The sequence below is a fragment of the Massilia pseudoviolaceinigra genome, from assembly GCF_030846505.1.
In the GTDB taxonomy this organism is placed as follows: Bacteria; Pseudomonadota; Gammaproteobacteria; order Burkholderiales; family Burkholderiaceae_D; genus Telluria_A; species Telluria_A violaceinigra.
This window is the reverse complement of the sequence record NZ_JAVCWL010000001.1, coordinates 269,591-285,567: the sequence shown is the minus strand read 5'-3', so window position 1 is coordinate 285,567 and position 15,977 is coordinate 269,591. Positions and strand designations below refer to the sequence as shown.

10 protein-coding genes are annotated in these 15,977 nt (G+C 65.6%); all 10 read right to left on the bottom strand.

Annotation, left to right across the window (positions count from 1 at the left end):
- Positions 1-38: 38 nt before the first annotated feature.
- The 10 genes from RBA40_RS01360 to RBA40_RS01315 all read right to left on the bottom strand — a co-directional run bounded on the left by RBA40_RS01360 (position 39) and on the right by RBA40_RS01315 (position 15,943).
- Positions 39-530 carry an SET domain-containing protein gene (locus RBA40_RS01360; protein WP_306645301.1) on the bottom strand — a complete coding sequence of 164 codons (492 nt, stop codon included), beginning with the start codon at positions 528-530 and terminating at the stop codon, positions 39-41.
- 9 nt (positions 531-539) lie between these two features.
- Positions 540-1,925 (bottom strand): efflux transporter outer membrane subunit, encoded by a 1,386-nt coding sequence (locus RBA40_RS01355; RefSeq protein ID WP_306645299.1) that lies wholly within the window; start codon positions 1,923-1,925, stop codon positions 540-542.
- A gap of 8 nt (positions 1,926-1,933) precedes the next feature.
- Entirely contained in the window at positions 1,934-5,143 is a 3,210-nt protein-coding gene (locus tag RBA40_RS01350; RefSeq protein WP_306645298.1) for an efflux RND transporter permease subunit, read from the bottom strand.
- Positions 5,140-8,238, bottom strand: coding sequence for an efflux RND transporter permease subunit (locus tag RBA40_RS01345; protein WP_306645296.1), 3,099 nt, complete (start codon positions 8,236-8,238; stop codon positions 5,140-5,142). The genes RBA40_RS01350 and RBA40_RS01345 overlap by 4 nt, the downstream gene beginning before the upstream one ends.
- 28 nt (positions 8,239-8,266) lie before the next feature.
- A complete protein-coding gene (locus RBA40_RS01340; RefSeq protein ID WP_306645294.1) occupies positions 8,267-9,547 on the bottom strand; it encodes an efflux RND transporter periplasmic adaptor subunit in 1,281 nt (426 codons plus the stop codon).
- A 290-nt stretch (positions 9,548-9,837) separates the two neighbouring features.
- Entirely contained in the window at positions 9,838-11,703 is a 1,866-nt protein-coding gene (gene sppA, locus RBA40_RS01335) for a signal peptide peptidase SppA (protein WP_306645293.1), read from the bottom strand.
- Between the two features lie 36 nt (positions 11,704-11,739).
- On the bottom strand, positions 11,740-13,233 hold the full coding sequence (locus RBA40_RS01330) for a sodium:solute symporter (protein WP_306645292.1): 1,494 nt from the start codon (positions 13,231-13,233) through the stop codon (positions 11,740-11,742).
- A gap of 84 nt (positions 13,234-13,317) precedes the next feature.
- Entirely contained in the window at positions 13,318-13,785 is a 468-nt protein-coding gene (locus tag RBA40_RS01325) for a metallophosphoesterase family protein (protein WP_306645291.1), read from the bottom strand.
- Positions 13,786-14,211 (bottom strand): hypothetical protein, encoded by a 426-nt coding sequence (locus tag RBA40_RS01320; RefSeq protein ID WP_306645289.1) that lies wholly within the window; start codon positions 14,209-14,211, stop codon positions 13,786-13,788. It abuts the gene before it with no gap.
- Between the two features lie 220 nt (positions 14,212-14,431).
- Positions 14,432-15,943, bottom strand: coding sequence for an NYN domain-containing protein (locus RBA40_RS01315; protein WP_306645287.1), 1,512 nt, complete (start codon positions 15,941-15,943; stop codon positions 14,432-14,434).
- Positions 15,944-15,977: the final 34 nt, after the last annotated feature.

The window sequence follows — 15,977 nt, the reverse complement described above, 5'->3', positions numbered from 1 at the left end:
TCGATACCACACCGGCAAGCAATCAGGCGGCAAGCGGCTCAGCGACGCTTGCGTTTTTTCGGTGCCAGCATGGTGCCGGTGCAGGTGGGCGCGCCGCAGCGGCATTCGAACGCCTTTTTCACGGCCGGCGTGTGGCGCTCTTCGTAGATCAGGGCGTAGTTATATTTGAGTTCTTCGTCGCGCATGATCGGGTGCAGCGCATGGATGAACACCCTGCCCTCGTCTTCCTGCGCTTCGCAATTCGGTTCGCAGGCGTGGTTGATGAAACGCGAATCGTTGCCGCCACGGCCACCGTCGATGACCATGCCGTCGGCCAGCGAAAAGAAAAAGGTATGGTTGACCGGGCCGCCGCCGGCTTCGGCGCGCGCCGCCGATTCGTCGGCCGTGATGCGCTCGCCCGTGTATTCGGCGATCTGCTCGCCCGGTTCGATATCGCGTGTGGCGAATACGCCGTTGCCGTGGATGGTGGAACGCCGTACTTCGTAGCAGGCGGGTTCGGTTGTACCGGATGTGGAGGGTGTGGTCGTCATCCGCGTATTTTACTGCGCTTGCCAGCCGCCGCCCAATGCCTGAATCAACGAAATCGCGGTGCTCTGGCGGTCGCCCTGGGCCTGCACCAGCGCGCGCCGCGCCGACAGCGCACTGGCCTGGGCCTGCACCACATCGCTGTATCCCACCTGCCCCGCCTTGTAGCGATTGAGCATCTGCGCCTCGACCTGGTCGGCCGATTCGGACGCCTGGCGCCGCAGCACCAGCTGCTGCGCCAGCACGCGCGTGGAGGAGAGCTGGTTTTCCACGTCGCCTAAGGCGTCGAGCACCGTCTGGCGGTAGCGTGCCACTGCCGCCTGCTGCCCGGCCTCGGCGCCCGCCACGCTGGCACGCGTGGCACCGGCGTTGAACAGGCTTTGCGCGGCACTCAGGCCGAAGGACCACAGCGCGTTCGAGGCGCTGAACAGGTCCGACACGCGGCTGCCCGCGTTGCCCACGGAGCCGCTCAAGCTGATATTCGGATAATAGGCCGAGCGCGCGATGCCGATCTGCTCATTGGCCGACGCCACGCGCCGCTCGGCGGCGGCGATGTCGGGCCGGCGCTGCAGCAGCGCCGACGGCACGCCGACCGGAATCTCGGGCACGAAGGCCTGCCACGGCGCACTTGCCAGGGTAAAGTCGGCCGGCGCCTTGCCCAGCAAGATGGCGATGGCGTGCTCGAACTGGGCGCGCTGGCGCGCCAGCGACAAGGCGTCGATCCGGGCGTTTGCCAGTTGGGTGCTCGCCTGCAGCACGTCGGACTTGGTGGCGATGCCGGCGTCGAAGCGGTTCTGGGTGATCTGCAGCACCCGCTGGTAGCCTTCGATGGTCGTCGCCAGCAGCGCCGCCTGGGCGTCGGTCTGGCGCACCACAAAATAGTTCGCGGCCAGTTCGCCCTGGGCCGACAGGCGCGCCGAGGCCAGGTCGGCGGCGCTGGCCTGGGCGTTGGCGCTGGCCGCGGTCACGCTGGCGCGCAGCCGGCCCCACAGGTCGGGCTCCCAGCTGGTGCCGATGTTGAGACGGTAGTTGTTGTCGGCGCCGGCATTGCGCGTGCCCGAACGCTCGCCGCTGGTACTGAGCGACACGCTCGGGAACAGGCCCGCGCGCTGCTGCTGCACCAGCGCGCGCGATTGCGCATACGAGGCCACGGCGGCCGCCACGTTCTGGTTCGACACCTCGATCTGCCCCGCCAGTTCGTTCAAGACCGGATCGTTGAAGAGGGTCCACCATGGACCGCGGTCGAGCGCATCGGCCGGCGCGGCGGGAGACCAGCCCTGCGCTTCCTTGAATGCCGCCGGTTCCGGCGTGCTGGGTTTCACGTACGCCGGACCGACGGCGCAGCCGGCAAGCAGGAAGGCGGCCAGCGGTAAAAGACGAAGGAACGGGGTCGCGCGCATAGGAATACTCATTGTGGATTAGGTGAGGCAGTGTTGTCGGCGTGATGACCGGGCTGGCGCTCGGTGGGGCTGCGGCGGCGCAGCTTGTCCATGACGACGTAGACCACGGGTGTGGTGAGCAGGGTCAGGACCTGGCTGGCGATCAGGCCACCGATGATGGCGATGCCGAGCGGGCGGCGCAGCTCCGAACCTTCGCCGAAGCCGATCGCCAGCGGCAAGGCGCCCAGTGCCGCCGCCAGGGTCGTCATCAGAATCGGGCGGAAACGCAGCAGGCAGGCCTCGCGTACCGCTTCGAGCGGGGTCAGGCCACGCGTTCGTTCCGCTTCCAGCGCAAAGTCGATGATCAGGATCGCATTCTTTTTCACGATCCCGATCAGTAAAAACACGCCGATCAGGGCAATGATCGAAAACTCCATCTTGAACAGCAGCAGGGCCAGCACCGCGCCCACGCCGGCCGACGGAAGGGTGGAGAGCACGGTGATCGGGTGCACCAGGCTTTCGTACAGGATGCCGAGCACGATGTAGATGACGACGATGGCCGCCGCAATCAGCATCGGCTGCTCCTTGTTCGACTCGTCGGCCGCGCGCGCCGTACCCTGGAAGCTGCCGCGCACATTGTTCGGCATGCCGATGTCGGCCTCGGCCTGCTTCACAGCCGCCTGTCCGTCGGCCAGATTGCTGCCCTGCGCCAGGTTGAACGACACGGTCGTGGCCAGTTCGCCATCCTGATGGTTGACCGAGGTCGGGGTCGAGCTTTCGGCAAAGCTGGCAATGGCCGACAGCGGCACCATGGTGGTAGCGGCACTGCTCAGGGCCTGGCCGCTGGACGGATCGCGCGCGGCCGTGGTGTTGGCCGGCGCGGCCGCGCCACCGGCGCTGGCGGTGCCGCGCGAAGGCACATACACGTCGTTGAGCGCCTCGGGCGTCTGCTGGTACTGCTTCGCCACGCCCATGATCACGCTGTACTGATTAAGTTCATCGTAGATGGTGCTGACCTGACGCTGGCCAAAGGCGTTGTAGAGCGCATTGTCGACGTCGCGCGGGTTGATGCCCAGGCGCGCGGCACTGTCCTTGTCGATCTGGACGAACATCTCGACCCCGTTTTCGGCCTGGTCGGTGTCGACATCGACCAGCGCCGGTTGGCGCTTCATGGCGTCCGCCAGCTTGCCGGCCCACTGTTTGAGGTCGGCCCGGTTGTCGCTCTTCAAGGTGTACTGGTAGGTCGAGTTGGACTGGCGCCCGCCCATGCGCAGGTCCTGCACCGGATTGAGGAACATCGACACGCCGGTCACCTTGGCCAGTTGCGGGCGCAGGCGCGCAATCACCGCCTGGCCGCCGTCGCTGCGTTCGGACACCGGTTTCAGATTGATGAACATGAAGCCGCCGCCGGCCCGTCCGCCGCCGGTAAAGCCGACCACCGTGGCCACCGCCGGATCGCGCCGGATGATGTCGACCAGTTGCTTCAACTTGGCTTGCATGGCTTGGAACGAAATGCTCTGGTCGGCGCGAATGCCGCCGCTGATCTGGCCCGTGTCCTGCTGCGGAAAGAAGCCTTTCGGCGCGGCGCTGAACAGGTACACGTTCAGGCCGATCACGAACACGAAAATCACCATCACCAGCGCAATGCTGTCGAGCGCCCAGTCGAGCGAATGCTCGTACGCCTTGTGGATGCGGTCGAAACCCCGCTCGGCCCAACTCGCAAGCCGGCCTGGCTGGCGGTCATGGCCGGTGGGTTTGAGCAGCCAGGCGCACATCATCGGCGTGGTGGTGAGCGAAATGACCAGCGAAATCATCACTGCCGCCGACAGCGTAACGGCGAATTCGCGGAACAGGCGGCCCACCTGCCCGCCCATGAACAGCAGCGGGATGAACACCGCCACCAGCGACAGGCTGATCGACAGCACCGTAAAACCGACTTCGCGCGCGCCGAGCAGCGCCGCCTGCATGCGCTCCATGCCGTTTTCAATATGGCGGGCGGTATTTTCCAGTACAACGATGGCGTCGTCGACCACGAAACCGGTGGCCACGGTCAGCGCCATCAGCGACAGGTTATTCAGTGAAAAACCCAGCATGTACATCACGCCGAAGGTGCCGAGCAGCGACACCACCGTGGCCACCGCCGGGATGATGGTGGCGCGTACGCTGCGCAAAAACAGGCTGACCACCAGCACCACCAGCAAAATGGAGATCATCAGCGTCAGCTCGATCTCGGCCAGCGAGGAGCGGATCGAGTTGGTGCTGTCGGAGGCCACTTCCAGCTTCACATCCTGCGGCAACTGCGCCTGCAGCATGGGCACCAGGGCGCGCACGCCGTCCACCGTTTCGATGACGTTGGCGCCGGGCTGGCGCGTGATCAGCACGATCACCGCCGGCTGGCCGTTAAACAGGCCCAATGTATTGACGTTTTCGACGCCATCGATCACTTGGGCCACGTCATCCAGGCGCACGGCGGCGCCGTTGCGCCAGGCCACCACCAGGCTGCGATAGTCGGCCGCGCTGCGCCCGCCCGTGGCGGTGCTGGCCTGCGAATAGATTTGCAGGCGCATGCCGTTGCCTTCGATTGCGCCCTTGGGGCGGTTGGCATTGGTCGACTGGATCGCGGCGCGCACGTCTTCCGTGGAGACGCCGTAGCGGTTCAGCGCATACGGCAGCAATTCGACGCGCACCGCCGGCAGCGAGCCGCCGCCGATTTCCACGTCGCCCACGCCCTGTACCTGCGCCAGCTTTTGCTGCACCAGGTTCGATACCGACTCGAAGATCTGGCCCGGCGACTTGGTTCTGGACGTCAGCGCCAGAATGATGATGGGTGCGTCGGACGGATTGGCCTTGCGGTAGGTCGGGTTACTCTTCAGGGTGGACGGCAGGTCGGCGCGCGCGGCGCTGATGGCCGCCTGCACTTCGCGCGCGGCGGAATCGATCTTGCGGTTCAGATCGAACTGCAGGCTCACGCGCGTCGATCCGCTGCCGCTCGACGAAGTCATTTCGTTCACGCCGGAGATCACGCCCAGGCGCCGTTCCAGCGGCGTGGCCACGCTGGTCGACATGGTGTCGGGACTGGCCCCCGGCAGCGATGCACTTACCGAGATGGTCGGAAAGTCCACCTGCGGCAGCGGCGAGACCGGCAGCACAAAGAACGCGCCGATACCGGCCAGCGCGATGCCGAGCGTGAGCAGGACGGTGGCGATCGGGCGCCGTACGAAAGGCTCGGACAGATTCACTTGGCTACCTCGCCCGCAGTCACGGTGTCTTTACGCGACCAGCGCCGCGCCAGGCTGTCGAAGCCGAGGTAAATCACCGGCGTCGTAAACAGCGTGAGCATCTGGCTGACGATCAGGCCACCGAAGATGGCCAGACCAAGCGGGCGACGCAATTCGGCGCCCTCGCCCCAGCCGAGCATCAGCGGCACCGCCGCGAACAGCGCGGCCAGGGTGGTCATCAAAATCGGGCGGAAGCGCAGCAGAGCGGCCTGCTGGATTGCCTCGCGCGGGGCCATGCCCTTCTCCCGTTCGGCCTCGATGGCAAAGTCGATCATCATGATGGCGTTCTTCTTGACGATGCCGATCAGGAGGATGATGCCGATGATGCCGATCACGCCCAGGTCCTGGCCGCTGATCATCAGCGCCAGCAGCGCGCCCACGCCGGCCGACGGCAGGGTGGACAGAATCGTCAGCGGATGCACATAGCTTTCGTACAGCACGCCGAGCACGATGTAGACGCATATTACCGCCGCCAGAATGAGCCACAGCTGGTTCGACAGCGACGCCTGGTAGGCGCCCGCCGCACCGAGGAAGGTCATGCTGACCGACGCCGGCAGCTTGATCTCAAGCGCGGCGGCGCGAATCGCCTCCACCGAATGGCCCAGCGAGACGCCCGGCGCGGTATCGAAACCGATGGTGGTGGCCGGGTACTGCGCCACGTGGGTGATTTGCAGCGGTGCCGGCTGCTCGGTGATGCTTGCCACCGCCGACAGCGGCGTGGTCTTGCCGGAGCCGGTCTTGATCGGCAACTGGCCCAGGGCGGCGATCGACATTTGCGGGTCGCGCTGGGCTTCCAGGATCACGCGGTACTGGTTGGTCTCGGTGAAAATGGTCGAGACGATGCGCTGGCCGTAGGCGCTGTACAGGGCGTCGTCGATCGAGGCGGCCGTGATCGACAGGCGCGACGCGGTATCGCGGTCGATGCTCACAAAAGCCGAGACGCCCGTGGCGCCGGCGTCGGTCACCACATTCGTCACCTGCCTGTTCTGCTGCAGATGCCTGACCAGGGTGCCCGCCCATTGGCTGACCGTGGCGCTGTCGGCTCCTTCGAGCGAGACGCGGTACAGCGTCGGCCCGCTTTCGGCGTCGATGGTCAGGTCCTGGGTTGGTTGCAGGTACAGGGTGACGCCAGCCACGTCCGCCACGCGGCGGCGCAGGCGCTCCATGATCTCGGCCTGGCTGGACGCCTTGTCGCGTTTCAGGTTGATCAGCATGCGGCCGGTGTGCAGCATGGTGTTGTTGGCCGCGTCGACGCCGACGTTGGAACTGAGCGACTCCACATCGGGATCGGCCAGGATTGCCTTGCCGGCCGCCTGCTGCAGTTCGGCCATGCGGTCGTACGAGATCGACTGGCGCATTTCGACCCGCGCCTGGAGCTGGCCGGTGTCCTGGGTCGGGAACAGACCCTTGGGAATGAGCACATACAGCACGGCCGTGAGCACCAGCGTGGCCAGCGCCACCAGCAGGGTCAGGCCCTGGCGCGCCAGCACCCAGTTCAGCGCATGGTCGTAGCGCACGATCACGCGGTCGAAAAATGCCTGGGTACGTTGCGCCATGCGCCCCGGTTTTTCATCTTCGTGGCTGCGCAGCCAGCGCGCCGACATCATCGGCACCAGGGTCAGCGACACCACGCCCGAAATAAGGATCGTGATGGCCAGGGTAATGGCGAACTCGCGGAACAGGCGCCCCACCACGTCGCCCATGAACAGCAAAGGAATCAGGACGGCGATCAAGGACACCGTCAGCGAGATGATGGTAAAGCCGATCTGCGCCGCACCCTTGACGGCGGCCGCCATCGGCGTTTCGCCTTCTTCGATGTAGCGCGCGATGTTTTCGATCATGACGATGGCGTCGTCGACCACGAAGCCGGTGGCGATCGTCAGCGCCATGAGGGAAAGGTTATTCAGGCTGTAGCCGAGCAGGTACATGGCGCCGCAGGTGCCGATCAGCGAAATCGGCACCGCCAGGCTGGCAATGACGGTGGCGCGCACGCTGTGCAGGAAGGCGAAAATCACCAGCACCACCAGCGCCACGGCCAGCAGCAGTTCGAGTTCGACGTGGGTGACGGAGGCGCGGATGCCGGTGGTGCGGTCCGACAGCACATCGAGCCGCAGCGCGCCGGGCAGGCTGGCCTGCAGCTCGGGCAGGCGCGCCTTGATGGCGTCCACCGTGGCGATGACGTTGGCGCCCGGCTGTCGCTGCACGTTGAGGATGATGGCCGGCTTCATGTTGGCCCAGGCGCCCAGCTTGACGTTTTCGGCGCTGTCGACCACCTTGGCCACGTCGGACAGGCGCACCGGGGCGCCATTGCGGTAGGCGACGATCAGTTTTTCATAATCGGGCACGGTCAGGAGCTGGTCATTGGCGTTGATTGCGTAAGAGCGCGTGGGACCGTCGAAGTTCCCCTTGGCGCTGTTGGCGTTGGCGCCCGAGATCGCGCTGCGCAGCGTGTCCAGGCCAAGGCCGTAGGTGGCCAGCGCGCCGGTATCGGCCTGGATGCGCACCGCCGGCCGCTGCCCGCCGCTGAGGGTAACCAGGCCCACGCCCGACACCTGGCTGATTTTTAGCGCCAAGCGTGTGTTGACCAGGTTCTGTACTTCGGTCAGCGGCACCGTGTCGGACGTAATGGCCAGCGTGAGCACCGGCGCATCGGCCGGGTTGACCTTGGCGTACACCGGTGGCGCCGGCAGGTCGGCCGGCAGCAGCGAGCCGCCGGCGTTAATCGCCGCCTGGACTTCCTGTTCGGCCACATCGAGCGTTTGCCCCAAGCCGAACTGCAGGGTGACGATGGACACCCCGGAGGCGCTGGTGGAACTCATGCGCTGCAGGCCGGACATCTGGCCGAAGCGGCGTTCCAGCGGCGCCGTGACGGTACGCGCCATGACTTCGGGACTGGCGCCCGGATACAGCGTCTGCACCTGGATGGTGGGGAAATCGACCTGCGGCAGCGCCGACAACGGCAGGAACTTGAAGCCGACGAAGCCGGCCAGCACAATGGCCAGCATCAGCAGCGACGTGGCGACCGGGCGGGCGATAAACGGGGCGGACGGATTCATCGCGCACCCCTCGTGCTGCGCGCAACCATCATCGCGGCGCTCCTTCGCGCTGGCGGCGACGCCCGCCACCGGCGCCGGCAGCCGGCTTGTCGGTCGCCAGGGTCACCCTGGCGCCATCCTTGAGGCGGTCGGCGCCTTCGGTAATCACCTGCTCGCCCGCTTTCAGGCCCGTTTTCACTTCCACCTTGTCCACCGTGGCCTGGCCGCGCGTCACGGGGCGCACGGCGACCGTGCGTTCGGCGGCATTGAGCACGTAGACAAAGTCGCCCGTGCTGCCGTGGCGCAGCGCGGTCACCGGCACCACGACGGCATCCTTGATGGTGCGCAGCTCCAGGCGCAGGTTGACGAACTGGCTGGGGAACAGCGCCTGGCCGCCGTTGGCGAAACGCGCCTTGGCACGCACGGTACCGGTCTGCACGTCGACCTGGTTGTCGAGCGCCTTGAATTCGCCTTTGGCGAGCGAGGTGGTACGGGTGCGGTCGAACGCGGTGGCGGCCAGGCTGGCGCTGTCGCGGATGCGCGCCTGCAGGTCCGGCACGCGGTCTTGCGGCACCGCGAATTCGACATCGATGGGCGAGAGCTGGGTGATGACGGCGATGCCGTTGGCGTCGCCGCTGCCGACCAGGTTGCCCATGTCGATCACGCGCAGGCCCACCCGGCCCGTGATCGGCGCCTTGACCTGGGTGTAGCTCAGGTTCAGGCGCGCCACGCCTTCGGACGCGCGGTCGGTCATGGCGGTGCCTTGCAGCTGCTTGACCAGCGCGGCCTGGGTATCGACCTCCTGGCGCGCGATCGAGTCCTGCGCGAGCAGGGTGCGGTAGCGCTCCAGCGTGACCTTGGCGCTATCGAGCTGCGCTTCGTTACGCTGGCGCGTGCCGGACGCCTGCATCAGCGCCATCTCGAACGGGCGCGGGTCGATCGTGGCCATCACCTGCCCCGCCTTGACCAGTTGCCCTTCGCTGAAGTGGATCTTTTGCAGGATGCCCGACACCTGCGGGCGCACCGTGGCAGTGGCGGCCGCCGTGACGGTGCCGAGGGCGTCGAGGATGACCGGGATGTCGGTGCGTTCAGCCGTAGCCACGCCGACCGTGGTGGCCATGCCGCCGCCGCGTCCACCACGGCCACCGCCGCCACCGCCACCGCCCGGACCGGAAGCCGCGCCATGCGCGCCGCCAGGGCCGCTCGCCGGGCTCTGGTGGGTCAGGTACCAGGCGAGTCCGCCCAGTCCGGCCATGGCGAGTACGGCAATCACACTACCGATAAGCTTGGCACGGCGGCTGCGCCGTGGCTGGGAGGGTGATGGGTTCATGCTTTTCCTTGTCTTGATTGCAACGATTATTGAAGGAACTCTAGCACGGACAAGGGTTTCGACATGTTTCGGCCGGGGCAGGTTCAAGCCCCAAAGCAGGCCGATTCATGGGCGGTCATGAAAGCACATGCCGCCGCCACCCTTCAGGCGGTGGCGGGGCATGCATTGTCATGGGGGAATGGGTGACACGGGCGAGTTTGTAACAAAATACATGGCGTTACAAACTCGCTACAAATCGATGGCGTGGCGCGCGGATGGGCATGGACTGCCCATCCGTGTACAGCAAGGCGTCAGGGCGCCGTGCACATGCAGTGGGTGACCGCCGTGAATGGCTTGCGATCCTTGGCCAGATCGGCCAGCCAGCTCAGTTCCTTGCTCACTTCGGCCACGGCGCTCGACGGCACGCCAGTCGGCATCAGGCCCAGTTTGACCTCGATGTTGACCGCGTGCGCGGCGCTCACGCCGAACACGGAGGTGAGCACGCGCTCGAATGCCGACACCTCGCGCTCGACGTAAGCGACGCGGTAGCCGTCTGCCAGCTTGGCGCGTTTGGCGGCCGACTTGAGCGCATCGGTGTAGCTGCCGATGGTGTCGACCAGGCCGCGTTCCTTGGCCTGCACGCCGGTCCACACGCGGCCCTGCCCCACTTCGTCGATCTTCGGCTGGGTGGTCTTGCGCGCCGCGGCGGCCTTGGTGGTGAAGTCGCTGTAGATATGGTTGATGCTGCTCTGGATCAGCTGGGCGAAGCGCGGGTCGAGCGGACGCATTGGGTTGTAGGCGTCGGCCAGCCAGGTGGTGGTCACGCCGGCGGTGTGGATGCCCAGTTTCTCGACCACTTTTTCGGCCGTCGGCAGGATCGCGAACACGCCGATCGAACCGGTGATGGTGGCGCGGTCGGCGAATACTTCGTCGGACGCCATCGAAATCCAGTAGCCGCCCGATGCCGCCACGCTGCCCATCGACACCACCACGGGTTTACCGGCGGCGCGCGTCAGTTCCAGCTCGCGCCGGATCAGTTCCGAACCGAAGGCGCTGCCGCCGGGCGAATCGACGCGCAGCACGACGGCCTTGATCTGCTTGTCCTCGCGCGCCTTGCGGATCAGGTTCGCGGTGGACAGGCCACCGATCGAGCCCGCAGGTGCATTGCCGTCACTGATTTCGCCGGAGGCCACGATCACGCCAACGGCGTCGCCCATCAACTCCGGGGTCACGCGCATCAGGTACTCGCCGAACCCGACCTGGCGAAAGCTCGTGCCTTCATCGTCCTTGGCGCCGCGCGTGATCATCATGGCGCGCACTTCGTCGCGCGTTTTCAGGCCGTCCACCAGTTTGCTGGTCAGGGCCAGCTTGCCGGTGTCGCCAGCGGCTTGTTCCGTCTCGGCAGGCAGGGTCTCGATGCGCTGGGCGATCCAGCCGGCCGGCAGCTTGCGGTTTTTCTCGACGTCGGTGGTGTAGCCGCTCCACAGCGCTTTAAAGAGGAAGGCGTCCGCTTCGGCCGCTTCCGGCGAGGGGCCATTGCCGATGTACGGCTCGGCGAAGCTCTTGTAGGTACCGACCTTCATCAGGTTGACCGTCACGCCGACCTTGTCGAGCGCATCGCGGTAGTAATTGCGGTAACGGCCGAAGCCTTCGATCATAACCGCGCCCATCGGATGCATATACACCTGGGTGGCGTGCGAGGCGAGCAGGTACTGGCGCTGGTCGAACGCGCTGCCCCAGGCGATGACGGGTTTGCCCGACGCCTTGACGCGGTCGATGGCCAGGCCGACTTCATTGAGCATGGCAAGTCCCGCGCCGTCCATTTCGTCGAGCAGCAGCAGCACGCTGCTGATCTGCGGGTCCTTGGCGGCGCGATCGAGCACGGTGAGCACGTCGCGTAGCTGCACCGACCGGCGCACTTCGCCGGCGCCGGCATTGGCCATGAGCGCCTCGCGTACGTTGCCGCTGTGCTGCTCGACCAGGCTGCCCTTAATTTCGAGCACGAGCGCGGTCTTGGTCGCCATCGGCTTGACGCCGCCGCCGCTGAAAACGGCGATCAGCAGGAACACGACGATGGCCAGGAACAGCACATTGAGCACGCCCCGGCGCGTGCTGTCGACCGCTCTCCAGAACACGCCGAAACCCCGGCGAAGGGAAGACAAGGGTTTGAATGACATCGGTACTCCGGCAGAAAATGTGGGGGTTGGTAAAGGCTAAACGTCTACTGTAAGCGAAATCGCCGGGTCCCGTCCGAAATGCGGGGCGCGCCCGGGGCTGGAAATCGCCCACAAGCCGGCAAACACCAATATGCCATTAATCATGAGCAACTCAAGCCCGAGGCGATAACTTCCCAACAGCAATGTTTGATTATATTCAAGGAAAGCGCAGATCACGGGGCCGCCGACGGCCACCAGCGGCACCCAGCGGTCCGTCAGCGTGCGCCGGGTCAGGATGCCGAAGGCGAACAGGCCAAGCAGCGGGCCGTAAGTATAGCTGGCCACTTTCAGGATCACGCCGATCATGCTGGGACTGTCGACCCATTTGAAGGCCATCACCAGCACCAGGAACAGCAGCGCAAAACCGAGGTGCACGCGCTGGCGCCAGCGCACCTTGTCCTGCTCCGTCAGGTCGTGGCGGCGCGTGAGGCCGAGCAGGTCGATGCAGACCGTGGAGGTGAGCGCGGTGATGGCGCCATCGGCGCTGGGGAACAGCGCGGAAATCAGCGCGATCAGGAAGATGATCTGCAGCGCCGCCGGCAAGTGGCCCATGACGATGGCGGGGAACAGCTTGTCGCCGCTGGCGGTGGCGCCCACCACCGGCGCGTACAGGTACAGCAGGCCGCCCAGGAACATGAACAGCGATAGCACCACGAACAGGATCACGGTGAGGCTGAGCAGGTTTTTCTGGGAGTCGGCCAGGGTTTTGACGGAGATCGTCTTTTGCATCATCTCCTGGTCCATGCCGGTCATGGCGAGGACGATGAAGGCGCCGGCCACGATCTGCTTGAGGTAGAAATTGGGGCTGTCGAAGGACGTGGTAAACACGCGCGCCAGGCCGCGCTCCTGCATCTGGGCCAGGCTCTGGCCGACCGACAGGTCCATCTGGAACAGCAGGATGGCGATGCAGGCGAGCAGGCCGAATAGCATGCAGCTCGTTTGCAGGGTATCGGTCCAGACGATGGTCTTGACGCCCCCCTGGTAGGTGTACATGAGGATCATGGCCAGGATGACCAGGGTGGTGAGCCAGAACGGCACGCCCAGGCTGTCGAGGATGATGGCTTGCAAAATATTCACCACCAGGTACAGGCGCGCGGTGGCGCCCAGCAGGCGCGAGATAATGAAAAAGGAAGCGCCGCTCTGGTAGGCGCGCCGGCCGAGGCGCTGGTTCAGGTAGTCGTAGATCGAGGTCAGTTTCAGGCGGTAGTACAGCGGCAGCAGGATATACGCGACGGCGATGTAGCCGATCACGTAGCCGATCAGGACCTGCATGTAGCCGAAGCCGTCGCGCCCCACCGCGCCGGGCACGCTGATGAATGTCACGCCGGACAGGGTGGTGCCGACCATGCCGAAGGCGACCAGCTTCCAGTTGCTGCTTTTATTACCGATGTAGAAGCTGTCGTTGGTCGCATTGCGCGAGGTAGCCAAGGCTACGCCGAGCAGCAGGGCGAAGTAGGCGATGAGGATGCAAAGAAGTAAAGCCGGGGACATGGAAGTGCCTTGGATGATAGAACCGGCAGCAATATACACCGGGCCGGGCCGGGGCATCGGACGAGGGGGCTTTCGGGGATGGCCTCAACGGCGCGAAATCAGCTCGACGATGTTGGCCCTTACCCGGTCGCCATCGACCAGCAGTTCGGCCGCAGTGACGGGCAGGCTGAAACGGCGCGGACCGGCGCTGCCGGGATTGAGGTACAGCAGCTGGCCGCGCTGCTCGGCCAGCGGCCGGTGCGAGTGGCCGCACACCACTACCTTTACATCATCAGGCAGCGCGGCCGCATCCAGATCGGCGATGTCGTGCAGCGCGTACAGACTCACCCCGCCCACGGTCAACAGAGCGCTGTGCGGCACGGCGGCGGCCCAATCGCCCTTGTCGTTATTGCCGCGCACGACCGTCAGGGGCGCGATCGCGGCCAGGTCAGCCAGGATGGCGGCGTTGCCGATGTCGCCGCCATGGACGATGTAGTCGCTACCGGCGAGAAAAGCCATGGCCTCGGGACGCAGCAAGCCGTGGGTGTCCGAAATGACGCCGATGCGCAGCAATCAGATCTCCTTGCCTGCGACGCGCCGGAACGGGCCGATGCAGGCATCCAGCGACTCGGCGGCGCACATCACAAACAGGGTGCCGGACGGATGAAAGCGGATGTAATTGGTGCCCGTGGCGCCGGTTTTCATGACCTTGCCCGCGCAATCGGGCTTGCCGTTGACTTTGACGTTCTTGTCGACCAGCTTGTAGAAGCCGGCGGCGCTCGGCTTGGCGGGAATCTCGAATTTGCTTTCGGAGACCTCGGCGGCGCTGATCACGAGCGTGGTGCCGTCTCCGCGGAAGCGGTAGGTTTCGGAGCAGCCGCCGCCGGGCAGCTTGAGCGTCCAGATGCCGAGAATGGGATGGCTGGCCGCCAGCGGGGCGCCGTGGGCGACGGGCGCGAGCACGGCCAGTGACAGCGCAAGGGCGGTGAGCATACGCATGGCGGGCTTCCTTTTCGGACGATCATGGCGACAGCTTGAAGTTTGCACCATTTTGCGATTGCGTGCAGGGGCGGCACATGTGTGCGCGGCACGTGGAAAGCGGCCATGCATGCGGCATATCGGGAGCGTCACGGGGACAGCGATGCTGGTGGACGGTGGATTGGCGCTGCAATCGGCCGTCGATGCGCGCGGGAGCGTGGCGCCCCCGCGCTGATGCGGATTACTTGCTTTTCGCTGGCGCCTTCGGCTTGGCCGGACGGCGGCTGCGCGGGATCGCCTTGCGGGCCGGCTTGGCGGCGGCTTCGTCGCCTGCCGGCAGCTCAAGCGCCGCCGGTTCCGGCTCCGGTTCCGCTTGCGGTGCTGGTTCCGGCTCGGCTTGCGGCGCCACGTCGGCCTGCTTGGCCGCCTTTTTCGCCGCGCTCTTGCGCGCGGGGCGACGTTTTTCCTGCGCTGGCGGCGCCGGGGTCACTTCCGCTTCGGCCGGCTGCTCCGTGTCCTCGACCTGCGGGACCGGGTCGTACCATGCCGGAGCGGCTGCAACCGGCTCCTCGGCTTGCGCCACGCTGGCCTCGGCCACCGGCTCGTTGCGGTTGCGTCCTCCTCGGCCACGACGGCGCGACGACTCGGGAACGACCGGCGCGGCATCGGCCGTTTCCGGCTGCGGGTCGTACCAGGCTGGCACGCTCGTTACCGGCTCGGCGTCCAGCGCTTCGACTGCGTCCTCCACCTCCACTACCTCCGGCGCGGCCGCTTCGACCGTGTCGTTGCGGTTGCGTCCACCGCGACCACGGCCGCGGCGCGACGATTCCGGCTTGGCCGCCACTTCTTCCGCTACCTCGGCGTCCACTGGCGCGTCCTGCGCGGCTGGCGCTTGCAGCTCCACCGCGAGCGCATGGTTGTTGTTGGCGGCATTGCTGCTGCGGTAAACGTAGGCGCCGGATTTTTCGTCACGGCCGAATTCGAGCATGCCCCGATTCTGCGCCTCTTCCAGCAGGTTGCCGAAGGTGCGGAAGCCGTAATAGGTTTCGTTGAAGTCGGGACGGCGGCGCTTGAGCGTATCTTTCAGCAGCGACGCCCAGATCTTGCCGCTGTCGCCGCGCTCGGATACCAGCGCATCGAACATTTCGACCACCAGATCGATCGCCTGCGCCTTGCGCGCTTCGAGTTCTTCCTTGCGGCGGTTGCCTTCGTCGGGCGAGCGCTTTGGCTGCGGCTGCACCTTGCGCTCGTCGCGCTTGGCGGCCGCGCGCTTTACTTCGCGCACCAGATCGTCGTAAAAAATGAATTCGTCGCAGTTCGCCACCAGCAGGTCCGAGGTGGACTGCTTCACGCCCACGCCGATCACCTGCTTGGCGTTTTCACGCAGCTTGGACACGAGCGGCGAAAAATCGGAGTCGCCGCTGATGATCACGAAGGTGTTGACGTGCGATTTGGTGTAGCACAGGTCCAGCGCATCGACCACCAGGCGGATGTCGGCCGAGTTCTTGCCGGACTGGCGCACATGGGGAATCTCGATCAGCTCGAAGTTCGCTTCATGCATGGTGGCCTTGAAGCCCTTGTAGCGCTCCCAGTCGCAGTACGCCTTCTTGACCACGATGCTGCCCTTGAGCAGAAGCCGTTCGAGGACCGGCTTGATGTCGAATTTTTCGTAGTTCGCGTCGCGCACGCCGAGTGCGACGTTCTCGAAGTCGCAAAACACCGCCATGCTGATATTGTCTGAGGATGAAGCCATATGATCTGTTCTCTAATAATGGTTTTGCCAAGCT

Bases quoted from the DNA above. Each gene is read 5' to 3' on its own strand.
- RBA40_RS01330 (WP_306645292.1), bottom strand. From the start codon at position 13,233: ATGTCCCCGGCTTTACTTCTTTGCATCCTCATCGCCTACTTCGCCCTG.
- sppA (WP_306645293.1), bottom strand. From the start codon at position 11,703: ATGTCATTCAAACCCTTGTCTTCCCTTCGCCGGGGTTTCGGCGTGTTC.
- RBA40_RS01320 (WP_306645289.1), bottom strand. From the start codon at position 14,211: ATGCGTATGCTCACCGCCCTTGCGCTGTCACTGGCCGTGCTCGCGCCC.
- RBA40_RS01355 (WP_306645299.1), bottom strand. From the start codon at position 1,925: ATGCGCGCGACCCCGTTCCTTCGTCTTTTACCGCTGGCCGCCTTCCTG.
- RBA40_RS01315 (WP_306645287.1), bottom strand. From the start codon at position 15,943: ATGGCTTCATCCTCAGACAATATCAGCATGGCGGTGTTTTGCGACTTC.
- RBA40_RS01360 (WP_306645301.1), bottom strand. From the start codon at position 530: ATGACGACCACACCCTCCACATCCGGTACAACCGAACCCGCCTGCTAC.
- RBA40_RS01345 (WP_306645296.1), bottom strand. From the start codon at position 8,238: ATGAATCCGTCCGCCCCGTTTATCGCCCGCCCGGTCGCCACGTCGCTG.
- RBA40_RS01340 (WP_306645294.1), bottom strand. From the start codon at position 9,547: ATGAACCCATCACCCTCCCAGCCACGGCGCAGCCGCCGTGCCAAGCTT.